Raw genomic sequence first — 18,457 nt, forward strand, 5'->3', positions numbered from 1 at the left:
GTGTATGGAAGCAACATTTACAGTAAGTAAATGGGATGAAAAACTAATTGATGATACTAGAAAAGATTTCCCTATTAATATTGCCCATGTTGAATATGATATTGATGGTGAATTAAAAGGAAAAGCTTTTGTTGAATACTTATTATATTATTTAGACTCAAATATAAATGATGGTCACTTGGCTACTGCTAAAATTTCTGGATTTTTACACTTTGAAGGAATTTATAAGGGGCAACAAGGGACATTTACAGCTATAGAGCAAGGAATATTTGATAAAGGAAATCTAAATTCCCCAGGAACAATTATTAAAGCTACTGGTAACTTAGAAAATCTGAGAGGGTCCTATAATTATCAGTTTACAGGTCAAACTAGTAAACTAATTTTAGAGTTTGAATTCCAGCAAAATATCCTATAATTTAGTGGAAAGGACATTTCTTGTAATACTAGGAATGTCCTTTTTTTGTTGACAAGCTTATTCAACTATTCTTCTATTAGTTAAGAAAAGAACAGAGTATAATACATAAAATTTTCATTATGGGGGAATTAAAAATCTAAGCCCGAGAGGCATGTGCCCCCCACCTATTCATTACTTTTCCTACTAACTAAAGAATAATCCCAGAAAAACTCCCCTGCATAACTTCTTTTTCAAGTTGATTCCTACATATAAACATCGCAATAATTTTTGTACGATTTTTTTCATCGGGCTCAAATTGTTCAATAGTTACGTCACAACGAATCGTATCACCGCTAAAAACAGGACGTACAAATTCAAAATCCATCTTGCGAGCTAGTACGTTATAATCACCGCCAATTTTTGTAGGCAACGTTGATGTTAACAGTCCTTGTACAACAAATCTCCCCTGCTCATCTGGTGTAACATGATGAACACCTTCATCTTTCGATACTTCCGTAAATAAAACAACATCCTCTTTCGTAAAAGTTCGCTCAAAGGTGATTTTTTCCCCTACTTGCAATTTCATCTATACCCCTCCTCAAAAACACTTTATAAATAAGAAAAACCGAAACTATAATCATTTCGGTTTTTCAATCTAAAGAAGTCTATATTTACTTTAAAGAATGTACAAACAACCCACTACGCAGTTTCGGTTCAAACCACGTTGACTTCGGCGGCATAATTTCTCCAGCGTCTGCGATTGATAGTAAAGCTTCCATTGATGTCGGATATAATGAAAACGCTGCTTTATATTCACCGCTATTTACAAGGCGTTCTAGTTCTTCTAATCCGCGGATTCCTCCGACAAAGTCAATGCGTGAATCAGATCGCGGGTCGTGTATTTCAAGTACTTGGCTTAATAAATGATCTTGCAGAATAGATACATCTAAACCTTTAACGAGATCATTCGCATCAAACGTTTCCTCTTTCACTGTGAGTCTATACCATTTCTCGTTTACATACATACCAAATGTTTTTGGCTCATTTGGTTTATACGGAGAAACAGCTGCTTCTTCTACATAAAAGTATTGTGCAATTTGCTTTAAAAACTGTTCTTCTGATAAGCCGTTTAAATCTTTCACAACTCGGTTATAGTCCCAAATGGATAATTCATCGTGAGGGAATAATACAGATAGGAAGAAATTAAACTCTTCTTCTCCTGTGTAATTCGGATATTGTTCTCTTCGCATGAGCCCTACTTTTGCTGCTGATGCTGAGCGATGATGCCCATCTGCAATATAAAGATTAGAAATATCTTCAAATGCGTTTACTAAAGTAGCAATTACATCCTCATCAACTATTTTCCAGGCAACATGCTCCACGCCATCTTCTGCTGTAAATGTATAGATTGGCGCATGCTCTTCTTTCCAGCTTGCAATGATACGTTTCACATCTTCTTTCGTACGATACGTTAAAAAGATAGGCCCCGTATTTGCATCACACACATCTACGTGGCGAATACGATCTAATTCTTTTTCGTGACGCGTTCTTTCATGTTTTTTAATTGTATCATCTTCATACTCATCAATAGATGTACAAACGACAAGACCTGACTGCGTTCTTCCTTCCATCGTCAGTTCATAAATGTACAGTGATGGCTCTTCATCTTGTATGAATACTTCTTCTCGTATAAATCGATTTAAATTTTCACCCGCTTTTTCATATACACGATCATCGTACGGTGAAAGTGCCGGGTCTAAATCAATTTCTGCTTTATCAACGTGTAAGAAAGAATACGGATTCCCTTTTACAACCTCTCTTGCCTCTTTACTATTTAATACGTCATACGGTAAAGCTGCAACTTCCGCTGCTTTTTCTTCTACTGGACGAATGGCCCGAAACGGTCGGATTTTTGCCAAGTTTTCCTCTCTCCTTTACACAATCATTCGAACGGCTACAACACCTGTAATTTTGCTTATATTTTCCACAATGTTCTCTTTTATTATATCATCAATTCCGTTATCAATATCAATCATTGTATACGCCCAAGAATGTTTACTACGATTAATCATATCCGCAATATTAATATGATGTTCTGCTAAACATCCTGTAATTTGTCCTACCATGTTCGGAACGTTTTGATGCATGATTGTAATACGTTTCTTTCCGATATAAGGGAGTTCGACGTTTGGATAGTTTACTGAATTACGAATATTTCCTGTCTCTAAATATTCACGTAATTGGCGCGCTGCCATGATTGCACAATTTTCTTCTGATTCAGATGTAGATGCACCAAGGTGAGGCGTCGCTGTTACATTTTTCATCTTTATCACATTTTCATTCGGGAAGTCTGTTACGTAATGCGTAATAACATCTTCTTCTAACGCTTTTTGAAGAACATTTTCATCTACAAGTTCTCCTCTAGAGAAATTGAATAAACGCATACCTTTTTTCATCTTCTCTACAGCGTGTTCACCAATAATCCCCTTCGTTTGATTCGTAAGAGGAATATGAAGTGTAATATAATCACATGTTGCGAAAATTTCATCTAAACTAAATGCTCTTTGTACATGTGTAGAAAGGCGCCATGCTGTTTCAACTGAAATGTAAGGATCATATCCGACAACGTCCATCCCTAAAGCTAACGCATCGTTCGCAACTAAAGCACCGATTGCGCCGAGGCCAATTACACCTAGACGTTTCCCTGCAATTTCTGATCCAACGAATTGTTTTTTTCCTGATTCAACAAGCTGCGGTACTTCTTCACCCTCTAAATTTTTCGTCCAGCTTACACCGTTAATAATGTTACGTGAAGACATAATAAGGCTGGCGATAATAAGTTCCTTTACTGCATTGGCATTCGCTCCTGGTGTATTAAATACTACAATCCCTTTTTCTGTACATCGCTCGACAGGAATATTATTTACACCAGCACCAGCTCTTGCAATCGCCTTTAAGTCTTTTGAAAATTCTTCTTGGTGTAAAGAATAGCTACGAAGTAAAATACCATCTGGGTGGTCCATTCTATCCCCTACTTCATAACGCTCTCCGCTAAGTACTTGCAAACCCTTTTCCGCAATTTGATTTAACGTTTGAACACGAAACATATCCCCATCTCCCTATCTATTCTCAAGCTCAAATTCCTTCATATAATTTACTAATTGCTGTACACCGTGTACTGGCATCGCATTGTAAATACTTGCACGCATACCACCGACTGAGCGATGCCCTTTTAACGTAACAAGGCCGCGTTCTTTCGCTTTTTGTAAAAACTCATTGTTCAGCTCTTCTGACGGTGTTGTAAACGGAATGTTCATAAGTGATCGATACGTAGGATCAACTGGTGAAGTAAATAATTTTGATTCATCTAAGAAATTGTAAAGAAGTGAAGATTTCATTCTATTCTGTTCTTCAATCGCAGATACCCCGCCTTGCTCTTTCAACCACTCTAGTACAAGTTTCGTTACGTAAATACTAAAGGATGGCGGTGTATTATATAAGGAGTTATTTTTGCTGTAAGTTTCATAGTTTAACATTGTAGGACAAGAGCGATCTGCTCCCCCAATTAAATCTCTTTTTATAATTGCAATCGTTAAGCCCGCTGGTCCTAAATTCTTTTGCGCTCCCGCATATATAAGGCCGAACTTCGTAACATCATATTGTTCTGATAAAATATTTGAGGACATATCTGCAACGAGCGGTACTCTATCTAAACGTGGAATGTCCACATATTTCGTACCCTCAATTGTATTGTTCGTTGTAATATGTACATAATCTAGTTTTTCATCATTTGGTAAACCATCCAGTTTAGGAATTGTAGTAAACTTCTCTTTTTCAGAAGAAGCAAGCACTTGTACTTCCCCTATTTTTTCAGCTTCTTGCATCGCCTTTTTAGACCATGAGCCAGTTAATACGTACCCTGCTTTTTTGTACGTATTCATTACATTTAACGGTATCATAGAGAATTGTAATGACGCACCGCCTTGTAAAAACAGTACTTCATACTCATCAGGAATGTTCATTAATTCACGAATTAGGCTACTTGCTTCATCTATAATACTTTGAAAATAAGAAGATCGATGACTCATTTCCATAATAGACATGCCTGTCCCGTTATAATTTACAAGCTCCTTTTGCACTTTCTCTAAAACTGGCAAAGGGAGTATTGATGGTCCAGCTGAAAAATTATATACTCTCTCCATCACCCTGATAACCTCCCTATTTCTTATTTTTATTAATTTTTAAACTTTCTGAATTATAACCTAAAATATAATACGTGGTCAATTTGTTTTCTATTATTACGGCGTAAGACGCAATGGAATCGCTCGCATGTGCAAACTACTTTTTATAAACATACAAAAAAGTGTTAAGTACATAATCGTACTTAACACTCTAGTAATAAAGTATAATTGCTAATTGTCCGTGAAGAACCGATCAAAAATTTGATAAATAGCAGAAAGACCAATGAGCCAATAAATAGTGTCCACAAGCGCCGGCATAGAACCAAACCATTTCTCAACTACATTGTAATCTAACGCTACAAACAACCAATTCAAACCGCCAAGAATCACCAAAATTACTGTAAGGTAAGACAAAAATTTCATTATGATTGCCCCCTAGGTGATAAGATGGTGAAAGGCCTTTCACTAGAAATATATGTGGTAAAATTCAAAACTTACCTATTTAATAAAAATTATTTTCGGTACCAGCCGTTAATAACTGCCTCTGCTTCTTTACTATGTATTTGATACGCATGCGTACTATTATAAGAGCCAATAAACCAAATTGAAAAACCTTTAAAATACGGTTTCGTTTCTAATATATCTCGGTAAGCACGCCATCCGTTTAATTGTACGTCCTTTGAAAACACATTAGATACATCTGGATTCCACGGATTTTGTAGTCCAAGTTCACGTGCTGGAACGTTAAATCCACCAAAATAAACCGGTTTTCCTGTTGCATTATGTAATTGTTCTAACTGCTGCACAACATTTTGCCCACGATTATATACTGTTGTGGCAAATAAACTTTGCTTCACTTCTTCGTATGATGGATTTCTTTTTCCTGAAACTTCAAACCAACTATCAATACTAACAATATCCACCTTTTTTAAATATGGACGATTTATTTTTTCTATAAACTTCGCTTCATAAGATGGATCAAAGCTTGCTGTTAACCACCAATTCATTTGATACAAAACATTTCCTTTATATTGCTGACGGACGAAATCAATCGTATCGCTCCAATATCCTTCTGCATATTCCATATTCACGAAATTAGAGGCAATCTTGAGCCCGTACACATTGTATTTACTTGTAATCGAATTAAAAATATCTTGTAGAATAACCGTTTTCCAATTCCAGAAGAAATCATTAATATTACTCGGATTCCATTCCGTTTCCCCAACATTTCCTTGCTGAATATATGGGAACGGTTCCACAATAACTTGAATATTACGCTTTAATAATTCTTGAATTAAAAGAATAGCCTGTTGCTTTTGCGCTTGATTAATTACCATGTTCGTAGAAGTTACATTCGGAATATCTACCTGAATCGGTACATTTACTGTATTTAAATTTAAGCGCTCTACATCAGCTAACACTTTCGCCACATTTCCAACTTCCCATACCGTTACATTTCCTGATTTGATTTTTCCAGATTGAACAGTATTTACATCAGCCTGTATATTTCCTTGAAAACAAAAAGAAAACAACATAATAAACACTCCTAAAAAACTTATTAAACTCTTATTTTTCTTCACAACTTTCCCCCTATAATTTTTGGCATTCTTGCTTATTCTATACAATGTTTCACATATATTCCACAAGAATATTTAGTGAAATTTCATCAATAAAAATGCTATTCACCCTTTATCCATATCTTATTCATACTAACCTCCTAAAAATAGTAAGATAAATAAAAAAGGAGCGTATTTCCGCTCCTTTTTTATCTTTTTAAAATTGAAGTTATTGGATTTTTTCTGATAACCTAACCACATCTAATTTTTTATATAAATAAATTTTTATACTCATAAATGTATCAAAAAATTTTTATCTATATTCGCTTTTTGTTTGTATTACTTTTATATTTACTTCATTAGATTGTTTAATATCATCTTTAAATTCTTGTTTGACTTTTTCTATATCAGCTGCAGTACCACTAACTAGAATCCCATCGACTGGTTGTCCTGGACCTTGCACATAACGTTTTACTCCTATAAAGATAGCAATAACCACCACATAACTTATAATTTTTTTCACTAGAATACTCCTTTAATTAATGATTTATATCTGGATTATAGATGTGATTTTTTCATAAGTTAATGACTCCTATCTAACTATCTAACTTCTAATCTTACAATATTGTAAGATTAGAAGTTACAACGTGTATATTTTATGTCAGAAGACCCCCTCCTTAATTTGTTTGATGTTGGGATAGCGTTAGTAAATAGATGGGAGATACTGTCGAAAAAAGATAAAAATGACTCGATTATTTTTTGTAGATTATACACAAACATTTATGTAAAATGTTTATATATAATCAAACGAAAATACAATTTATCTACTTTTTATACAAAAACCAAACAAAATTGATGAATATTATTAATACCAATAACAACATGAACCAATACAGAAATCATACTTTCATAAGTGAAATACTAAAAAAGTGAAAATAAAACAATATGGATCCTTTAAAAAAGTTACAACCCTATGAAAAACAAGATTGTAACCAAAAATAGCTTGAAAAGAGGGAGAAAATTATGGAACAAAGGAAATATTCAGTAACACCTCAAGATCGAATGAATTATATACTTGGTCTTTATTCCGCAAATCAACAAATTAATGCCGTTCTTTATTTCCCTATAGGTATATCAAAAAAAGTACTTGAACAATCAGTAAGAATAACGTTACAATTACAGCCCGTTTTAAACAGCCGTTTTGTAGAAAGTGATATGCCTTACTGGGAGGAACATTCATCTAGTACTAACTCACCAATTTGTTTTTTTGCAGAAGGAGATGATCAAAATCTTGAAGTGATGGCAATAGATTTTATAAAGGAATCTGGAGATCCTATTCAAGGGCCTATGGTTCAGACAAAATTATTACGAGGCACTTCAACAAATATATTAGTTGTTAAATTATCTCATCTTTGTTCAGATGGTGCTGGAGTCAAGGAATATATTAATTTGCTGGGAGCAATTTATACTCACCTTTCTCTGGGACAGTCTAAGGATGAAATTATAAAGAGATTTAATGCAAAAAATGAGGGTTTTCGCGATCAATCACCTGTATTCAAATATACTGGAATAACAGACATAAAAAGTGCGTATCGTCCCAGCCAAGAACAACAAGCAGCATTATGGTCTTTTCCATCTCAACCTAACAAAAATACTTATCCAAAAATGGCCGTGCGACGGTTAAGCCGTGAGCAAACTCTACGTTTAACCCTATGGACAAAGGCACAACAAGCTACCTTAAATGATGCAATCCTGACTGCATACTTCCGCTCTTTATCACATTTCGCTGTGTATGCAGAACCTCGTACCGCAGAAAAAATGGTTGGTTTAACAATTGATTTACGCCGATATCTCCCTAATCATACAACTGGTTCAATTTGCAACTTATCCGGGATGGAAATGCCAGTGATTAAAATGGAAAATGATGACTCATTTAATCAAACTCTAGTTCGAGTCAAAGAATCAATGGATACAATAAAATCTCAAAATCCAGGTCTTTCTTCAGCCGCAGGAATGGAGTTACTGGCAAGTAAAAAGCTATCTGAAGTTAAGGAAATGTATAAACAGCAATATGAATGGGCTTTACAAATGGGAATGGCTTTACCGTTACTTACTAATTTCGGATCGATAGCTGATGAACCTATTAAGTTTGGTGAAGTTCAAGCTCAGGACGGGTATATAACATCACCAATTATGTATGCACCATTCTTTACAATGGGGGCAAGCTCTTATAATGGGAGACTTACATTTACAATTGGTTATCATTCGCCAGATACTACAAAAGAAAAGGTAGAGCAATTTTTAGAAAGTGTGGTCAATGAACTATCAAAATTGTAACGGGAGTATCACCCTAAGCTCAATAAGTTAAGTTTATAAATCTAGCCAAGAAGAGTACTTCCTCAAGGAACGCGAAATGAGTATGTGAGAGATGAACTGGCTTCGGACATAGGATATAAGGAAGCCAGTTTAGTTGTTCGCCATACATGGGGTACCGGCCCATTCCCATTAACCTAAGAAAACAGATGTGAGATACTTTAAAATATTAGCTTGATGCACATGGTTAGGCGCCCTCAAATGCTTGGATTAAAATCATTACAAACAGCTTAAAAAAAATGCTGCAATAGAAGTTATGCATATAATCAAAAAAGGACAAACTATCCAAGGTGAATAGTTTGTCCAAAACCATAAACTCTATGGTTTAACAATATATAATTCAGTTCCGCTAAAAGTCTTTTACTCTCTTTTCATATCCTACTATTTTTGCATCCGAACGAACAATAGAGAATTAGAATAATGACTTAATACTTGCTAGAACAGTAAGTATTCCTATAACAATTACAAATACATTACTCATTTTCCCTTTGTATTTAGCCAGTACTGGTACTTTATTGATTGCATACATCGGTAATAGACATAAGATAGCAGCAACTAACGGACCGCTAAGGGCATCAATGATTCCAAGAATACTTGGATTTGTATAAGCAACATACCAGCATGTTAATACGACAAAAGTAAGAATCATTGTCTTAACTGTTTTCTCTCCTAAATCTTTCCCACGTTTTTTACCGGACTTAATAATCATGTCACGCATTACCTCATACGCTCCTATATAATGGCCAAGGAAAGACTTTGTAATAGCCACAAACGCAATGATAGGAGCCGCAATAGTAATTACTGGCGAATTAAGCTCATTAGCAAGATATGATAGGATTGACAAGTTCTGTTCTTTTGCCACCTTAAGATCATCTGGAGTCAAACTTAAAGTACTGCTCCAAACAAAGAACATAACAACAACGAATGTCATGATATAACAAACTTTTTGTATTTGAGCACACTTGGCATCAGTAGCATCTATTCCATACGTAGCTCTCTGTTTCATAACGAATGACGAAATCATAGGAGAATGATTAAACGAGAATACGATGATTGGTAGTATCATCCATATTGTTCCAAAATATCCTGTTCCAGTTGAAGCAGTAGAAACACTTGAAAAACTTAGCATTGACGTATTCCACTGTGGAATTAAAGATATTGCGATAAAAAGTAGAGAAACAATGAAAGGATATACTAGCATGCTCATTATCTTTACAGTAATATCTTGACCAAAATTTAGTATAGTGATAAGACCGAGTACTAATACAAGCGATAAAATGGCCCTTGGAGGCTCCGGCATGTGCAATTGATGCACAATAAAACTACTTGCAGTATTTGTAAGTGCAACCGAATACATCAGCACGATCGTATAAATTGAAACGAAATATACAATGTTAAAAATGATACTTGCCTTATTTCCGAAATACTCTCTTATTGTACCTGTAATCCCCTCATCGGCAGAATTAGAAGCGTATATCATTTTAGCAAGTGCCCTATGTGAATAATACATAACAGGATATGCAAGTATGGTAATTAACAGCAATGATAATAAACCACCTGAACCTGCATTAATAGGTAAGAAGAGTACTCCTGCTCCAATTGCTGTTCCAAATAGACTCAATGCCCAGGTAGTATCCTGTTTATGCCACTTTTTAGGGTCTAGATATTTCTCATTTTTTACTGCAGTATTATCAACTTGAAATTCTATGTTTTTTGCAGTATTCCCATTCATATAATAATTCCTCCTAGTTTTCTATTCTTACTTCTCTATTTAAGGCATCGGAATATAGACCGTTCTTGAAAAATGAATTGCTTATAAAGTGCGCCACATCGTATATCCTTCTTCTAAGTTAATCAAAATCAAAAAATTGGCGAAGCATCAACCTGACGGGGTTGTTACAAATTATAAAATATCCCAATTATATAGTGGTATATTTTATTAGTAATTCCCCCAATATACAGACATCCTTAGGCGAACAATAGAGAATAGATTGTTAATTTTTTCACAATATATCCGGTAATTGTTCATTGATTTGATTATTTCTCTCCAAAGATTTTATTTTTAATGGCAATCCCTGTAGGTGTAGCTGCAATTCCACCTAAACCTGTCTCTCTTAATTCGCGAGGCATCTGTCTTCCAACTCTATACATCGCTTCAATAACTTCGTCAGCATTGATGATATTGTTTACGCCGGCTAATGCGATGTCCGCTGCTGCTAAAGCATTTGCCGTTCCAATGGCGTTTCTCTTTACACAAGGAATTTCTACTAAACCAGCGACCGGATCACAAACTAAACCGAGTAAATTTTGTAATGCAATCGAAAAAGCTACAGAAGATTGCTGTGGCGTTCCACCTGCAGCTTCTACCGCAGCTGCAGCCGCCATCGCTGAGGCACTGCCTACTTCAGCTTGACATCCTCCGTACGCTCCTGAAATACAAGCGTTGTTTGCGACTATCGTTCCAAATAACGCTGAAGTAAATAGAAAATGAATCATATCTTCATGACTTAACTGCAACGTATCTTTAATACTAAATAGGACTCCCGGAATCGTCCCACTCGCACCTGCTGTTGGAGTTGCACAAATAGCTCCTAATGCAGCGTTTACTTCATTAACACCGATAGCACTTTGGATCCCTAACACCATCAAATCTCCAGAAAGGGTTTTCCTATTTTCTCGATAGTTTTTAATTTTAACAGCATCACCTCCGGTTAAACCAGTTGGAGAAAATACACCGTCGCCCTCGATACTTTTATTTATAGCATTTTGCATAGTCGCTAAATTTCGTTCCATTTTACTCCAAACTTCTTCATAAGTAGATTTAGTTTGTTCAATTTCCTGTTCAATTGCTAATTCATAAATTGTCTTTTGGCTTTTATTAGCTGCATCCACAATTTCTTTTATGGCCATATACATATTTTTTCACTCCCTAATGTAACTAAAGAATAATGAGCTTAGCTATATTGCTTAAATTTCCTAATTCCTCCTGGAGATTACCAGGCAATAGCGAATCCAATGCGAATGCATATAAATATTTCCTGTTTTCTTCTAAACTATGAAAGTTGTTTATTTCCACATCATATTGTTTAAAGATCCTGCGTAAGACAAATTCAAAGTCAGCTCTTTCAGAAATCGCAATAATAACTGGCAATGGCCCCTGCAGATCTAAACTAAATCCGTCAATTTCAACATGTTTGATTTCAATTAATCCACCGCCAACCGAAATCCCCATCGTTCTAATACTTCGATTTTCATCCTCTAAATATACATCTGCCGTATTTGGATGGCCAGCAGGACTATCACCTGCTTCTTCAATAAAGGTAATTTCAATTCCTTTAGATTCTGCTATTTCAATAGCATCTGGCACTTTGCTGTCATCGGCAGCAAATCCTAATATCCCAGCAATAATTGCAAAATCAGTTCCGTGACCTTTATGGGTTTCAGCAAATGATTCATAATACCTTACCACGACTTTTTTTGGAAGACCTTGAAATAATTTATTGGCTACCGTTCCAATAGCCAAAGCACCTGCAGTATGTGAACTTGAAGGACCTATCATTATGGGCCCAATCACATCAAAACAACTTTTGTATTTAACAACCTTTTTTTCTTTAATAGATGCTACATTCATGTTCATATAAGCACCCCCATAATTTATTATTTTTAATTACAGTTGAATCTAAGTTATTAAAATGACTGATTCAAAACAAGATCTAATTGAATGCGCTTTCATTCTCGTGTCAAATACACTTTTCCTTTTGATCACATACCTTTCTTAGAGTAATCATGTGAGTATGTCCAAATTTAAAAGGTTACTTACAATGTCATTAGGATTTTTGCAAAAAAACTAGGTTTGATACTTTCTCTAGAGGTAATAAATTCTTTCTCGACGCCCTCATTATAGCTTGTATATTTATGAGTACAATATTTTTTTATTTTTAGAAAGATTGAATAAACAGAATCTTGAATGGGTAATAGATTACACTTAGCATGTAGCAATTGTGTCCTTTGTTTGAAGCTGTATTAGTTAGTAGAAAAGCAAAAATAACACAGAGTTCCTTTCATTAACACATTGATTATATTGGAAAATCATTATAATGATACTTATATTATCCTTTGTTGAAACATTTAATTTTGGACATGAAAGCTGTTGCAATAAATGATTAATATAGATAGCAAGTAATAAATTAATGAACTATAAAATCATTTTTGAATATTAATCATTAATTTTGTATTAATATTCATTGTCAGAAAAAAGGAACTTCTTTTTTATAATCTTAACTTAAAGTGATATTTTGGTAATATCCAACAATTTACACCATCCCCTTTACAGTTATGGAAACCCTAATTAGATTTAAAAAGAGAGAAGAGCTCATCGATGCTCCTCTCTCTTTTTTATTTACTTAAGATTACTATTCAAATTGCTTATTGCATCTTTAAGCTGACTTTTAAATTATAAACTTTAATTTCCATACTTCTTTACAAGCCGATAAATGAAAAAAGTATATGTTCCTTCAAAATTAAGTTATAAAAGAGTAATGTTTTCCTGTAACATATTATTCATCCTTCTATTCACAGACAGTACGCTTCCACACTAAATAAAATCTCTCCGTAAACGTCCAATAGCTCTAAAATATACAAAAATTGAAGAATATGAAAAAAACACTCTTATGAGTGCCCTTCTTAGCAACTAAGTCCGCTGCAACTATTATCATTACCCCGATGAATTTCGCCTGTAAGAGGAAATTTTAAGTTCATATTTAATTATTAAAATAAACCGCACCAAAGTTTTCATTAAATCTTTTACACCAAACAGAAACCGAACCATATTCACTTACATCTATCCCTTCAGGAATTTCGTAGTTTTGGTCTCCTTTATTTCCCTTTAATTTTCCTAATTCAATATACTGATAGTTTTTCACGTCTTCATTATTTTTCAAACGATTTGTAGGAACTAATACAACTCGTACATCTGGCCCATTAGATGTTGCAAAATCAGAAAGTCGTAAAACACGTTTTCCATCCGCTAATTGGTAAATTTTTGCCGTTCCAGTTGTTTCATGGACACCGTTTTGAAACTGACCTTCCCTTATTACTCGATCACTTTGTTGCCTTACTTCAGTTGATTGTATCTCTGCTTGTGGCAATGATTCATTTACGTGCTTATCAATAAATAATTTCTCTGGTCGGAACAATGACCATAAAATCCCCAATACAATTATCAAACCACCTATAAGCCATACATATTTTCTTTTCATAAAGTAAAAAACCTCCTGTAACATACTGTGTAGTAGTATGTTAACAAGAAGGTCTTTCATTTTTCTAACGTAAATGTTACAAAAGTCTTTCAGCCGTCTTATTTTTTTACTGATGTGATGGGAAGAGTGAACCAAAATTCACTTCCCTGCTTACCATCTGTGCGATTCCTTACACCAATTTCCCCTTTGTGCATTTCAATCAATGATTTTGCAATAGCTAATCCAAGTCCGGAACCTCCAGATTGTGAACTTCTTGATCGATCTGTTCTAAAAAAACGTTCAAATACGCGTAATTGATCATTTGGAGAAATTCCCATTCCTTCATCCCGCAAAGTGAATTGGACCTGTTGAGTTGGTTTATTTTCCACTACAGTCAATTCAATTGTTCCAGAGATAGGAGAATATCGAATTGCATTATGTAATAAATTACCTATGACCCTTTCTATTTTACAAGGCATAATCAAAAGTCGAGGTAATGTATCAGGGACATCCAATTGCACATGGATTTGTTTGTTTCCTAATAAGACAGAATGTGACTCTAATACATCTAATAGAACTTTATCTAAATGTGTGAAACTTGGGTGAAAATCTACTTGCTCAAACTCTAACTTTGAAAGATCAAATAAGTCGTTAATTAATCCATTTAATCTTTCTATTTCTTTTAAAACCGTTGCTAAGTATTGCTTTTTCATTTCAGGATCTTCAATCAGGTTATCTTGTAATGCTTCTATCATCATTTGCATGCTAGTCATAGGTGTTCGTAAGTCGTGTGAGATATTGGTAATTAGCTCCTTACGAGAGTTTTCCTGTTCCTCTAACTTAGTAAACCCTTCTTCTAATTTTTTTGCCATCTGTTGAAAGGCTGTTGCCAATTCTTTAAACTCACGTGGTTCTTGCCCAATTATATACATCGTTTCAAAGTGTCTATCACTAAATTGTTTCGTCAATTTTATTAAATTTTGTATAGATCTCATGATAGGACGTGTCATTAACCAATAAATAAACGTTGAAATAATGAATGCCACAAATGCAATTACTGTTAATAACCGCGTTTGTTCCGGTTCAAGTAACATTTTCGTATCACTATACCATATAGCAATTACCATAATACTAGTACTTAATAGATTCATGAGTAACAATTGAATACGTAATCTCATGTTTCATTTCCTCCATTTGGCTCAAAGCGATATCCTATACCCCAAACCGTATGAATCCAACGATTCTTTATCGTATGCTTCTCGAGCTTTTCACGTAAACGACTCACTAACACAGTAACTGTGTTTGATGCCCCTTCATGTCCAAAATCCCAAATTAATTCAAGAAGCTGCGAGCGAGAAAATACTTGTTTTGGATGCTTTGCCATGAGATAAAGTACCTCAAACTCTTTCACCGTTAACTCCACTTCCTTATTACAAACAAGTACATATCTTGTCTTTGGATATATTTTTAAATCTGGAAACTCTATCACTTCCAATAAGGATTCTTTCGCTTGTATTTGTACATGGCTTCCTCTTCTTAGTATAATTTGAATCCTTAATACTAATTCACGAGGGGAAAATGGTTTTGTTAAATAATCATCTGCCCCCATTGTTAAGCCTAAAATTCGATCCCTTTCCTCTCCCTTAGCAGTTAACATAATAATAGGGACATTTGATTGTTGACGAATTTCCTCGCATAATCCCCATCCATCTTTTTTTGGCATCATCAAATCTAATATAATTAAATCTGGTTGATGTGTAAGAAATAAATCCCAACCTTCTTTACCATTTACAGCGGTATAAACTTCATATTCTTCTCTTTCTAAATACCGTTTGCATACTTCTCGAATATTTTCTTCATCTTCTACGATTAAAATTCTTTTCTTCATATACTATCCTCACTTCTTTTTCACCAATAACAAAAAATTTTTTCTATTATCCAATAAAAATATCTTTATAGGTAAAGATATAAAAACTAATCACATAAATAAATCAGAATTCCACATTTCACCCTCGAAACGAATGAAAATTCGGAAAATAAATCATGTAATACAGATAGTAATCTTAACATTTGATTACTTATATGACTAGATAAGTATTTAAAATAGTAGTTTCTAAATCATATATAAATTAAAAGGAATGAGTCCGATTCAACATCGAACTCATTCCTTAATAGTAACCTAAATTTTTGCATCTAACTTTTCAGATACAATTCATTTCCGGTTCTCTTTTCAAACTTAGCAACAGAACTGTTACCTATTACTGAACTCTTGATAGATTCCATGCTATAGTATCAGTCCCATTCTCTCCATTACCATATTTCATATAATCGATTAAATATCCTACCTTTAACTTATTACCATTAGATAGTATGTTCCATTGCTTATGGTGTCCAGTGAAATTCTTTGGATATGCATGATTAAATTTAAAAGTACTTGCGTTCTGTTTTTGATCTAAATGGATATAACTATCTTGAAGTTTTAAATATGCATAATCTGAATAAATAGGATTTTGAAATTTAATTAATACCTCTTCATCCTTTTTAATTGGTTTTCCAGGTTTAGGTTGACCTACTCTTTCAATAATTACATTCACTTTTTCATCGCTAGATTTTTCAGCCCAAAGATACTCCCATTTATTCCCTGCATGATGACTTCCCAAATAAGCTGTATTTCCATATGAAGCCACGGTATAAGGAACTCCTTCTGTAACAAATTCACCTGAATTATCTACTACATAATCTTCAAATTCTTTATTAGCTTTAATTTCAGTATCAATCTTTTGTGTAGGCGTTAGATTGTGTGCGTCATTGATTTCAAATGTAACTTTTCTGTGCGCAGCAATTTCAGATTTAATAGGGTGTATATTTTCTCTAGACTCATATGTAAATCCATTTTCACGTTTAACCAGTGTTACTGTTTGTGACGGAGCATTCCATTTCTTACTATAAGTAGTAGGAATATCTTTACTCACTCCAAATAAACCAGGTAAAATTGTTGCCCTAATCTTTTGCGTCACAGAATCATAACTACCTTCTACTAATGTTGGGTGCTGTAGTTTTGCAAAAGCTCCGTGTACAGAGTCTTTATGTAAATAACCGCGATCTCCCTGTCCCGCTTTTAAATCGTTCAATGCATCAGTTCCATTATTAGCTGAAACCACTGATACGTTATTAGTACTTTTAGCCTTGTTTACAATATGATTTACTTTTTTCGTATCTATATTTACCTGTTGAAAAACTTCGTTATAGGATAAAACTGGCTTATCAGCAAGAGATTTGTCTTTAGGAGTATATACCCTAAACTTTGGTATATTTCCTATATCTGTTTCTAATTGTTCAGTAGCTGCATTTACTCTAGACTCATATCTCCCTGAATCCCCCAAATGCATAATTTCTTCACCTTTTTCAATAGATAAATCCATTGTACTTGTAGGTAAAACTTCAATCGAAAGAAGTTCCCCTTGTTCAACAGCTTTCAATTCATCCAAAGATAAGACAATATTCGCATCTGCTTGTCCTTCTAAACTGTCAATTACTACTTCTGTTTTATTCCGTCCACCTTTTTCTGTACTTAAGTAGTTTGCTTTATAACGATCTTGTGTTGCCTTTACAGTATTAATAATTTTGTTTCCTAAACGAATATTAAAATGAGGCGAAACATTTTCAGCGGATGCTGTTCCTACATTCTTATATTCCAAATGTACACGTAATTTTGCTGCGTTCGCTGTATCCACAGTTGTTGCAGTAGACCAATCAAAATTATTTGTATAACTCTCCGTTTCCGTAGTTGTTTTTGAATATCCGTATCCCACATTTGCTGAAACACTTCCGGAAGGAACAGGACCGGCTGCTGAGCCTTCTACACCACCTGAACCACTTAAACCTACATTAAATGAATGTTGTGTAGATACACTTTTTTCCCATCCTCTACTAACTGATCCACCATTATTATCCGTAATGGTTGCAATAGGAATTACTTCAATTCGTTTGACACCAATTTGCAAATTCGGCATGTTGGCAACTATCGGATTGAAATTAGTATCAGAATCGTTGTTATAATTCTCAACCTCATACATATCAGTAAAAGGATCACCATCCGTATTTGCATTCATAGGATTCGATATAAATTTTGGTTTCCCTTTATCCTTCTCGGGATCCCATGCTTTCGCTTCATTTTTTCCAGTTTGTGAATTGAATTCAATTTTATATCCATTAATCTCTAAGTCGTTGGAAATACCATCTTTATCCCAATCGTTGTTTGCCATTTCAATGTTTTGTGTAATGAGTGAACCTATTTCTCCATCAGATCCGAGCGTGAAATTCTTATCTTCTTTTTTTACATCTGCATTCTCTTTGAATATTTCAACTGTACCTCCTGGATTCGGTTGTTTTACATCTGCTAAAGCAGGAGATGCTAAAGTCAGTGCCATTGATACACTACCTAATACACTAATTGCTGGCTTCAATTGTTTCATTGTTATTTTTCCTCCTTTGTTTCTAGATCCATTAGAACACCTACTAGTAAGATTAATTTCATCATATATAACAAATCTTTCTTTTCTCTCTCATAACTGTTAAAAAAGTCTCTCGTAAATATTACAAAACACTTACAGAGTTTTTAAAAGCCATAAAATCTATATATGAAACATCAAAAAGCCGTAATATGAAGAATCGATTACAATATATACAAAAAAGCAGCTAGCCAAAGCTAACTGC

At 34.3% G+C, this 18,457-nt stretch carries 16 protein-coding genes; 2 read left to right on the forward strand and 14 right to left on the reverse strand.

The genetic code is table 11. The annotated features are described in order from the left end of the window. The first annotated feature begins 4 nt into the window (after nucleotides 1–4). Nucleotides 5–415 carry a DUF3224 domain-containing protein gene (locus AC1DMU_RS10670; protein ID WP_088063988.1) on the forward strand — a complete coding sequence of 137 codons (411 nt, stop codon included), beginning with the start codon at nucleotides 5–7 and terminating at the stop codon, nucleotides 413–415. Between the two features lie 187 nt (nucleotides 416–602). Here the strand turns inward: AC1DMU_RS10670 and AC1DMU_RS10675 are convergent, their stop codons facing one another. From AC1DMU_RS10675 to AC1DMU_RS10705, 7 genes are all read right to left on the reverse strand, one after another. Continuing rightward, entirely contained in the window at nucleotides 603–980 is a 378-nt protein-coding gene (locus tag AC1DMU_RS10675; protein ID WP_048544764.1) for a hotdog family protein, read from the reverse strand. An 85-nt stretch (nucleotides 981–1,065) separates the two neighbouring features. Beyond that, a complete protein-coding gene (locus AC1DMU_RS10680; protein ID WP_088063989.1) occupies nucleotides 1,066–2,313 on the reverse strand; it encodes a DUF1015 domain-containing protein in 1,248 nt (415 codons plus the stop codon). A gap of 15 nt (nucleotides 2,314–2,328) precedes the next feature. Then, nucleotides 2,329–3,501, reverse strand: a complete 1,173-nt coding sequence (locus AC1DMU_RS10685; protein ID WP_087984206.1) for a 3-phosphoglycerate dehydrogenase family protein — start codon at nucleotides 3,499–3,501, stop codon at nucleotides 2,329–2,331. 12 nt (nucleotides 3,502–3,513) lie between these two features. Beyond that, the gene (gene serC / locus AC1DMU_RS10690) at nucleotides 3,514–4,596 is read right to left on the reverse strand and encodes a 3-phosphoserine/phosphohydroxythreonine transaminase (RefSeq protein ID WP_087984264.1); all 1,083 of its coding nucleotides are present in this window, start codon (nucleotides 4,594–4,596) and stop codon (nucleotides 3,514–3,516) included. Nucleotides 4,597–4,806: 210 nt separating this feature from the next. Continuing rightward, on the reverse strand, nucleotides 4,807–4,998 hold the full coding sequence (locus AC1DMU_RS10695; protein ID WP_000670803.1) for a DUF378 domain-containing protein: 192 nt from the start codon (nucleotides 4,996–4,998) through the stop codon (nucleotides 4,807–4,809). 89 nt (nucleotides 4,999–5,087) lie between these two features. Further along, nucleotides 5,088–6,155 (reverse strand): glycoside hydrolase family 113, encoded by a 1,068-nt coding sequence (locus AC1DMU_RS10700; protein WP_142291777.1) that lies wholly within the window; start codon nucleotides 6,153–6,155, stop codon nucleotides 5,088–5,090. A gap of 289 nt (nucleotides 6,156–6,444) precedes the next feature. Continuing rightward, the gene (locus AC1DMU_RS10705) at nucleotides 6,445–6,654 is read right to left on the reverse strand and encodes a hypothetical protein (protein WP_242475724.1); all 210 of its coding nucleotides are present in this window, start codon (nucleotides 6,652–6,654) and stop codon (nucleotides 6,445–6,447) included. A gap of 500 nt (nucleotides 6,655–7,154) precedes the next feature. Here AC1DMU_RS10705 and AC1DMU_RS10710 point away from each other — a divergent pair, with 500 nt between their 5' ends. Continuing rightward, nucleotides 7,155–8,468, forward strand: a complete 1,314-nt coding sequence (locus tag AC1DMU_RS10710) for a condensation protein (protein ID WP_088063990.1) — start codon at nucleotides 7,155–7,157, stop codon at nucleotides 8,466–8,468. A gap of 448 nt (nucleotides 8,469–8,916) precedes the next feature. Here AC1DMU_RS10710 and AC1DMU_RS10715 read toward each other — a convergent pair whose 3' ends face one another. From AC1DMU_RS10715 to AC1DMU_RS10745, 7 genes are all read right to left on the reverse strand, one after another. Next, a complete protein-coding gene (locus AC1DMU_RS10715; RefSeq protein WP_088063991.1) occupies nucleotides 8,917–10,236 on the reverse strand; it encodes an aromatic amino acid transport family protein in 1,320 nt (439 codons plus the stop codon). Nucleotides 10,237–10,541: 305 nt separating this feature from the next. Continuing rightward, nucleotides 10,542–11,420 carry an L-serine ammonia-lyase, iron-sulfur-dependent, subunit alpha gene (sdaAA, locus tag AC1DMU_RS10720; protein ID WP_088063992.1) on the reverse strand — a complete coding sequence of 293 codons (879 nt, stop codon included), beginning with the start codon at nucleotides 11,418–11,420 and terminating at the stop codon, nucleotides 10,542–10,544. A 22-nt stretch (nucleotides 11,421–11,442) separates the two neighbouring features. Continuing rightward, the gene (gene sdaAB / locus AC1DMU_RS10725) at nucleotides 11,443–12,141 is read right to left on the reverse strand and encodes an L-serine ammonia-lyase, iron-sulfur-dependent subunit beta (RefSeq protein WP_088063993.1); all 699 of its coding nucleotides are present in this window, start codon (nucleotides 12,139–12,141) and stop codon (nucleotides 11,443–11,445) included. Nucleotides 12,142–13,264: 1,123 nt separating this feature from the next. Continuing rightward, on the reverse strand, nucleotides 13,265–13,762 hold the full coding sequence (locus tag AC1DMU_RS10730) for a DM13 domain-containing protein (RefSeq protein WP_002017161.1): 498 nt from the start codon (nucleotides 13,760–13,762) through the stop codon (nucleotides 13,265–13,267). Nucleotides 13,763–13,860: 98 nt separating this feature from the next. Beyond that, nucleotides 13,861–14,919, reverse strand: a complete 1,059-nt coding sequence (locus AC1DMU_RS10735) for a sensor histidine kinase (protein ID WP_142291778.1) — start codon at nucleotides 14,917–14,919, stop codon at nucleotides 13,861–13,863. Next, complete coding sequence (locus AC1DMU_RS10740; protein ID WP_088063994.1) at nucleotides 14,916–15,629, reverse strand: response regulator transcription factor; 714 nt, start codon at nucleotides 15,627–15,629, stop codon at nucleotides 14,916–14,918. Before AC1DMU_RS10740 ends, AC1DMU_RS10735 begins: the two co-directional genes overlap by 4 nt. Nucleotides 15,630–15,999: 370 nt before the next feature. Then, nucleotides 16,000–18,216 carry a binary toxin-like calcium binding domain-containing protein gene (locus tag AC1DMU_RS10745; RefSeq protein WP_088063995.1) on the reverse strand — a complete coding sequence of 739 codons (2,217 nt, stop codon included), beginning with the start codon at nucleotides 18,214–18,216 and terminating at the stop codon, nucleotides 16,000–16,002. Between the last annotated feature and the right edge of the window lie 241 nt (nucleotides 18,217–18,457).

This window comes from Bacillus sp. 01N45, from assembly GCF_056399205.1.

Coding starts and splice junctions, on each gene's coding strand:
- AC1DMU_RS10670 (WP_088063988.1), top strand. CDS start 5: ATGGAAGCAACATTTACAGTAAGTAAATGGGATGAAAAACTAATTGAT.
- AC1DMU_RS10675 (WP_048544764.1), bottom strand. CDS start 980: ATGAAATTGCAAGTAGGGGAAAAAATCACCTTTGAGCGAACTTTTACG.
- AC1DMU_RS10685 (WP_087984206.1), bottom strand. CDS start 3,501: ATGTTTCGTGTTCAAACGTTAAATCAAATTGCGGAAAAGGGTTTGCAA.
- serC (WP_087984264.1), bottom strand. CDS start 4,596: ATGGAGAGAGTATATAATTTTTCAGCTGGACCATCAATACTCCCTTTG.
- AC1DMU_RS10695 (WP_000670803.1), bottom strand. CDS start 4,998: ATGAAATTTTTGTCTTACCTTACAGTAATTTTGGTGATTCTTGGCGGT.
- AC1DMU_RS10710 (WP_088063990.1), top strand. CDS start 7,155: ATGGAACAAAGGAAATATTCAGTAACACCTCAAGATCGAATGAATTAT.
- AC1DMU_RS10715 (WP_088063991.1), bottom strand. CDS start 10,236: ATGAATGGGAATACTGCAAAAAACATAGAATTTCAAGTTGATAATACT.
- sdaAA (WP_088063992.1), bottom strand. CDS start 11,420: ATGTATATGGCCATAAAAGAAATTGTGGATGCAGCTAATAAAAGCCAA.
- sdaAB (WP_088063993.1), bottom strand. CDS start 12,141: ATGAACATGAATGTAGCATCTATTAAAGAAAAAAAGGTTGTTAAATAC.
- AC1DMU_RS10730 (WP_002017161.1), bottom strand. CDS start 13,762: ATGAAAAGAAAATATGTATGGCTTATAGGTGGTTTGATAATTGTATTG.
- AC1DMU_RS10735 (WP_142291778.1), bottom strand. CDS start 14,919: ATGAGATTACGTATTCAATTGTTACTCATGAATCTATTAAGTACTAGT.
- AC1DMU_RS10740 (WP_088063994.1), bottom strand. CDS start 15,629: ATGAAGAAAAGAATTTTAATCGTAGAAGATGAAGAAAATATTCGAGAA.
- AC1DMU_RS10745 (WP_088063995.1), bottom strand. CDS start 18,216: ATGAAACAATTGAAGCCAGCAATTAGTGTATTAGGTAGTGTATCAATG.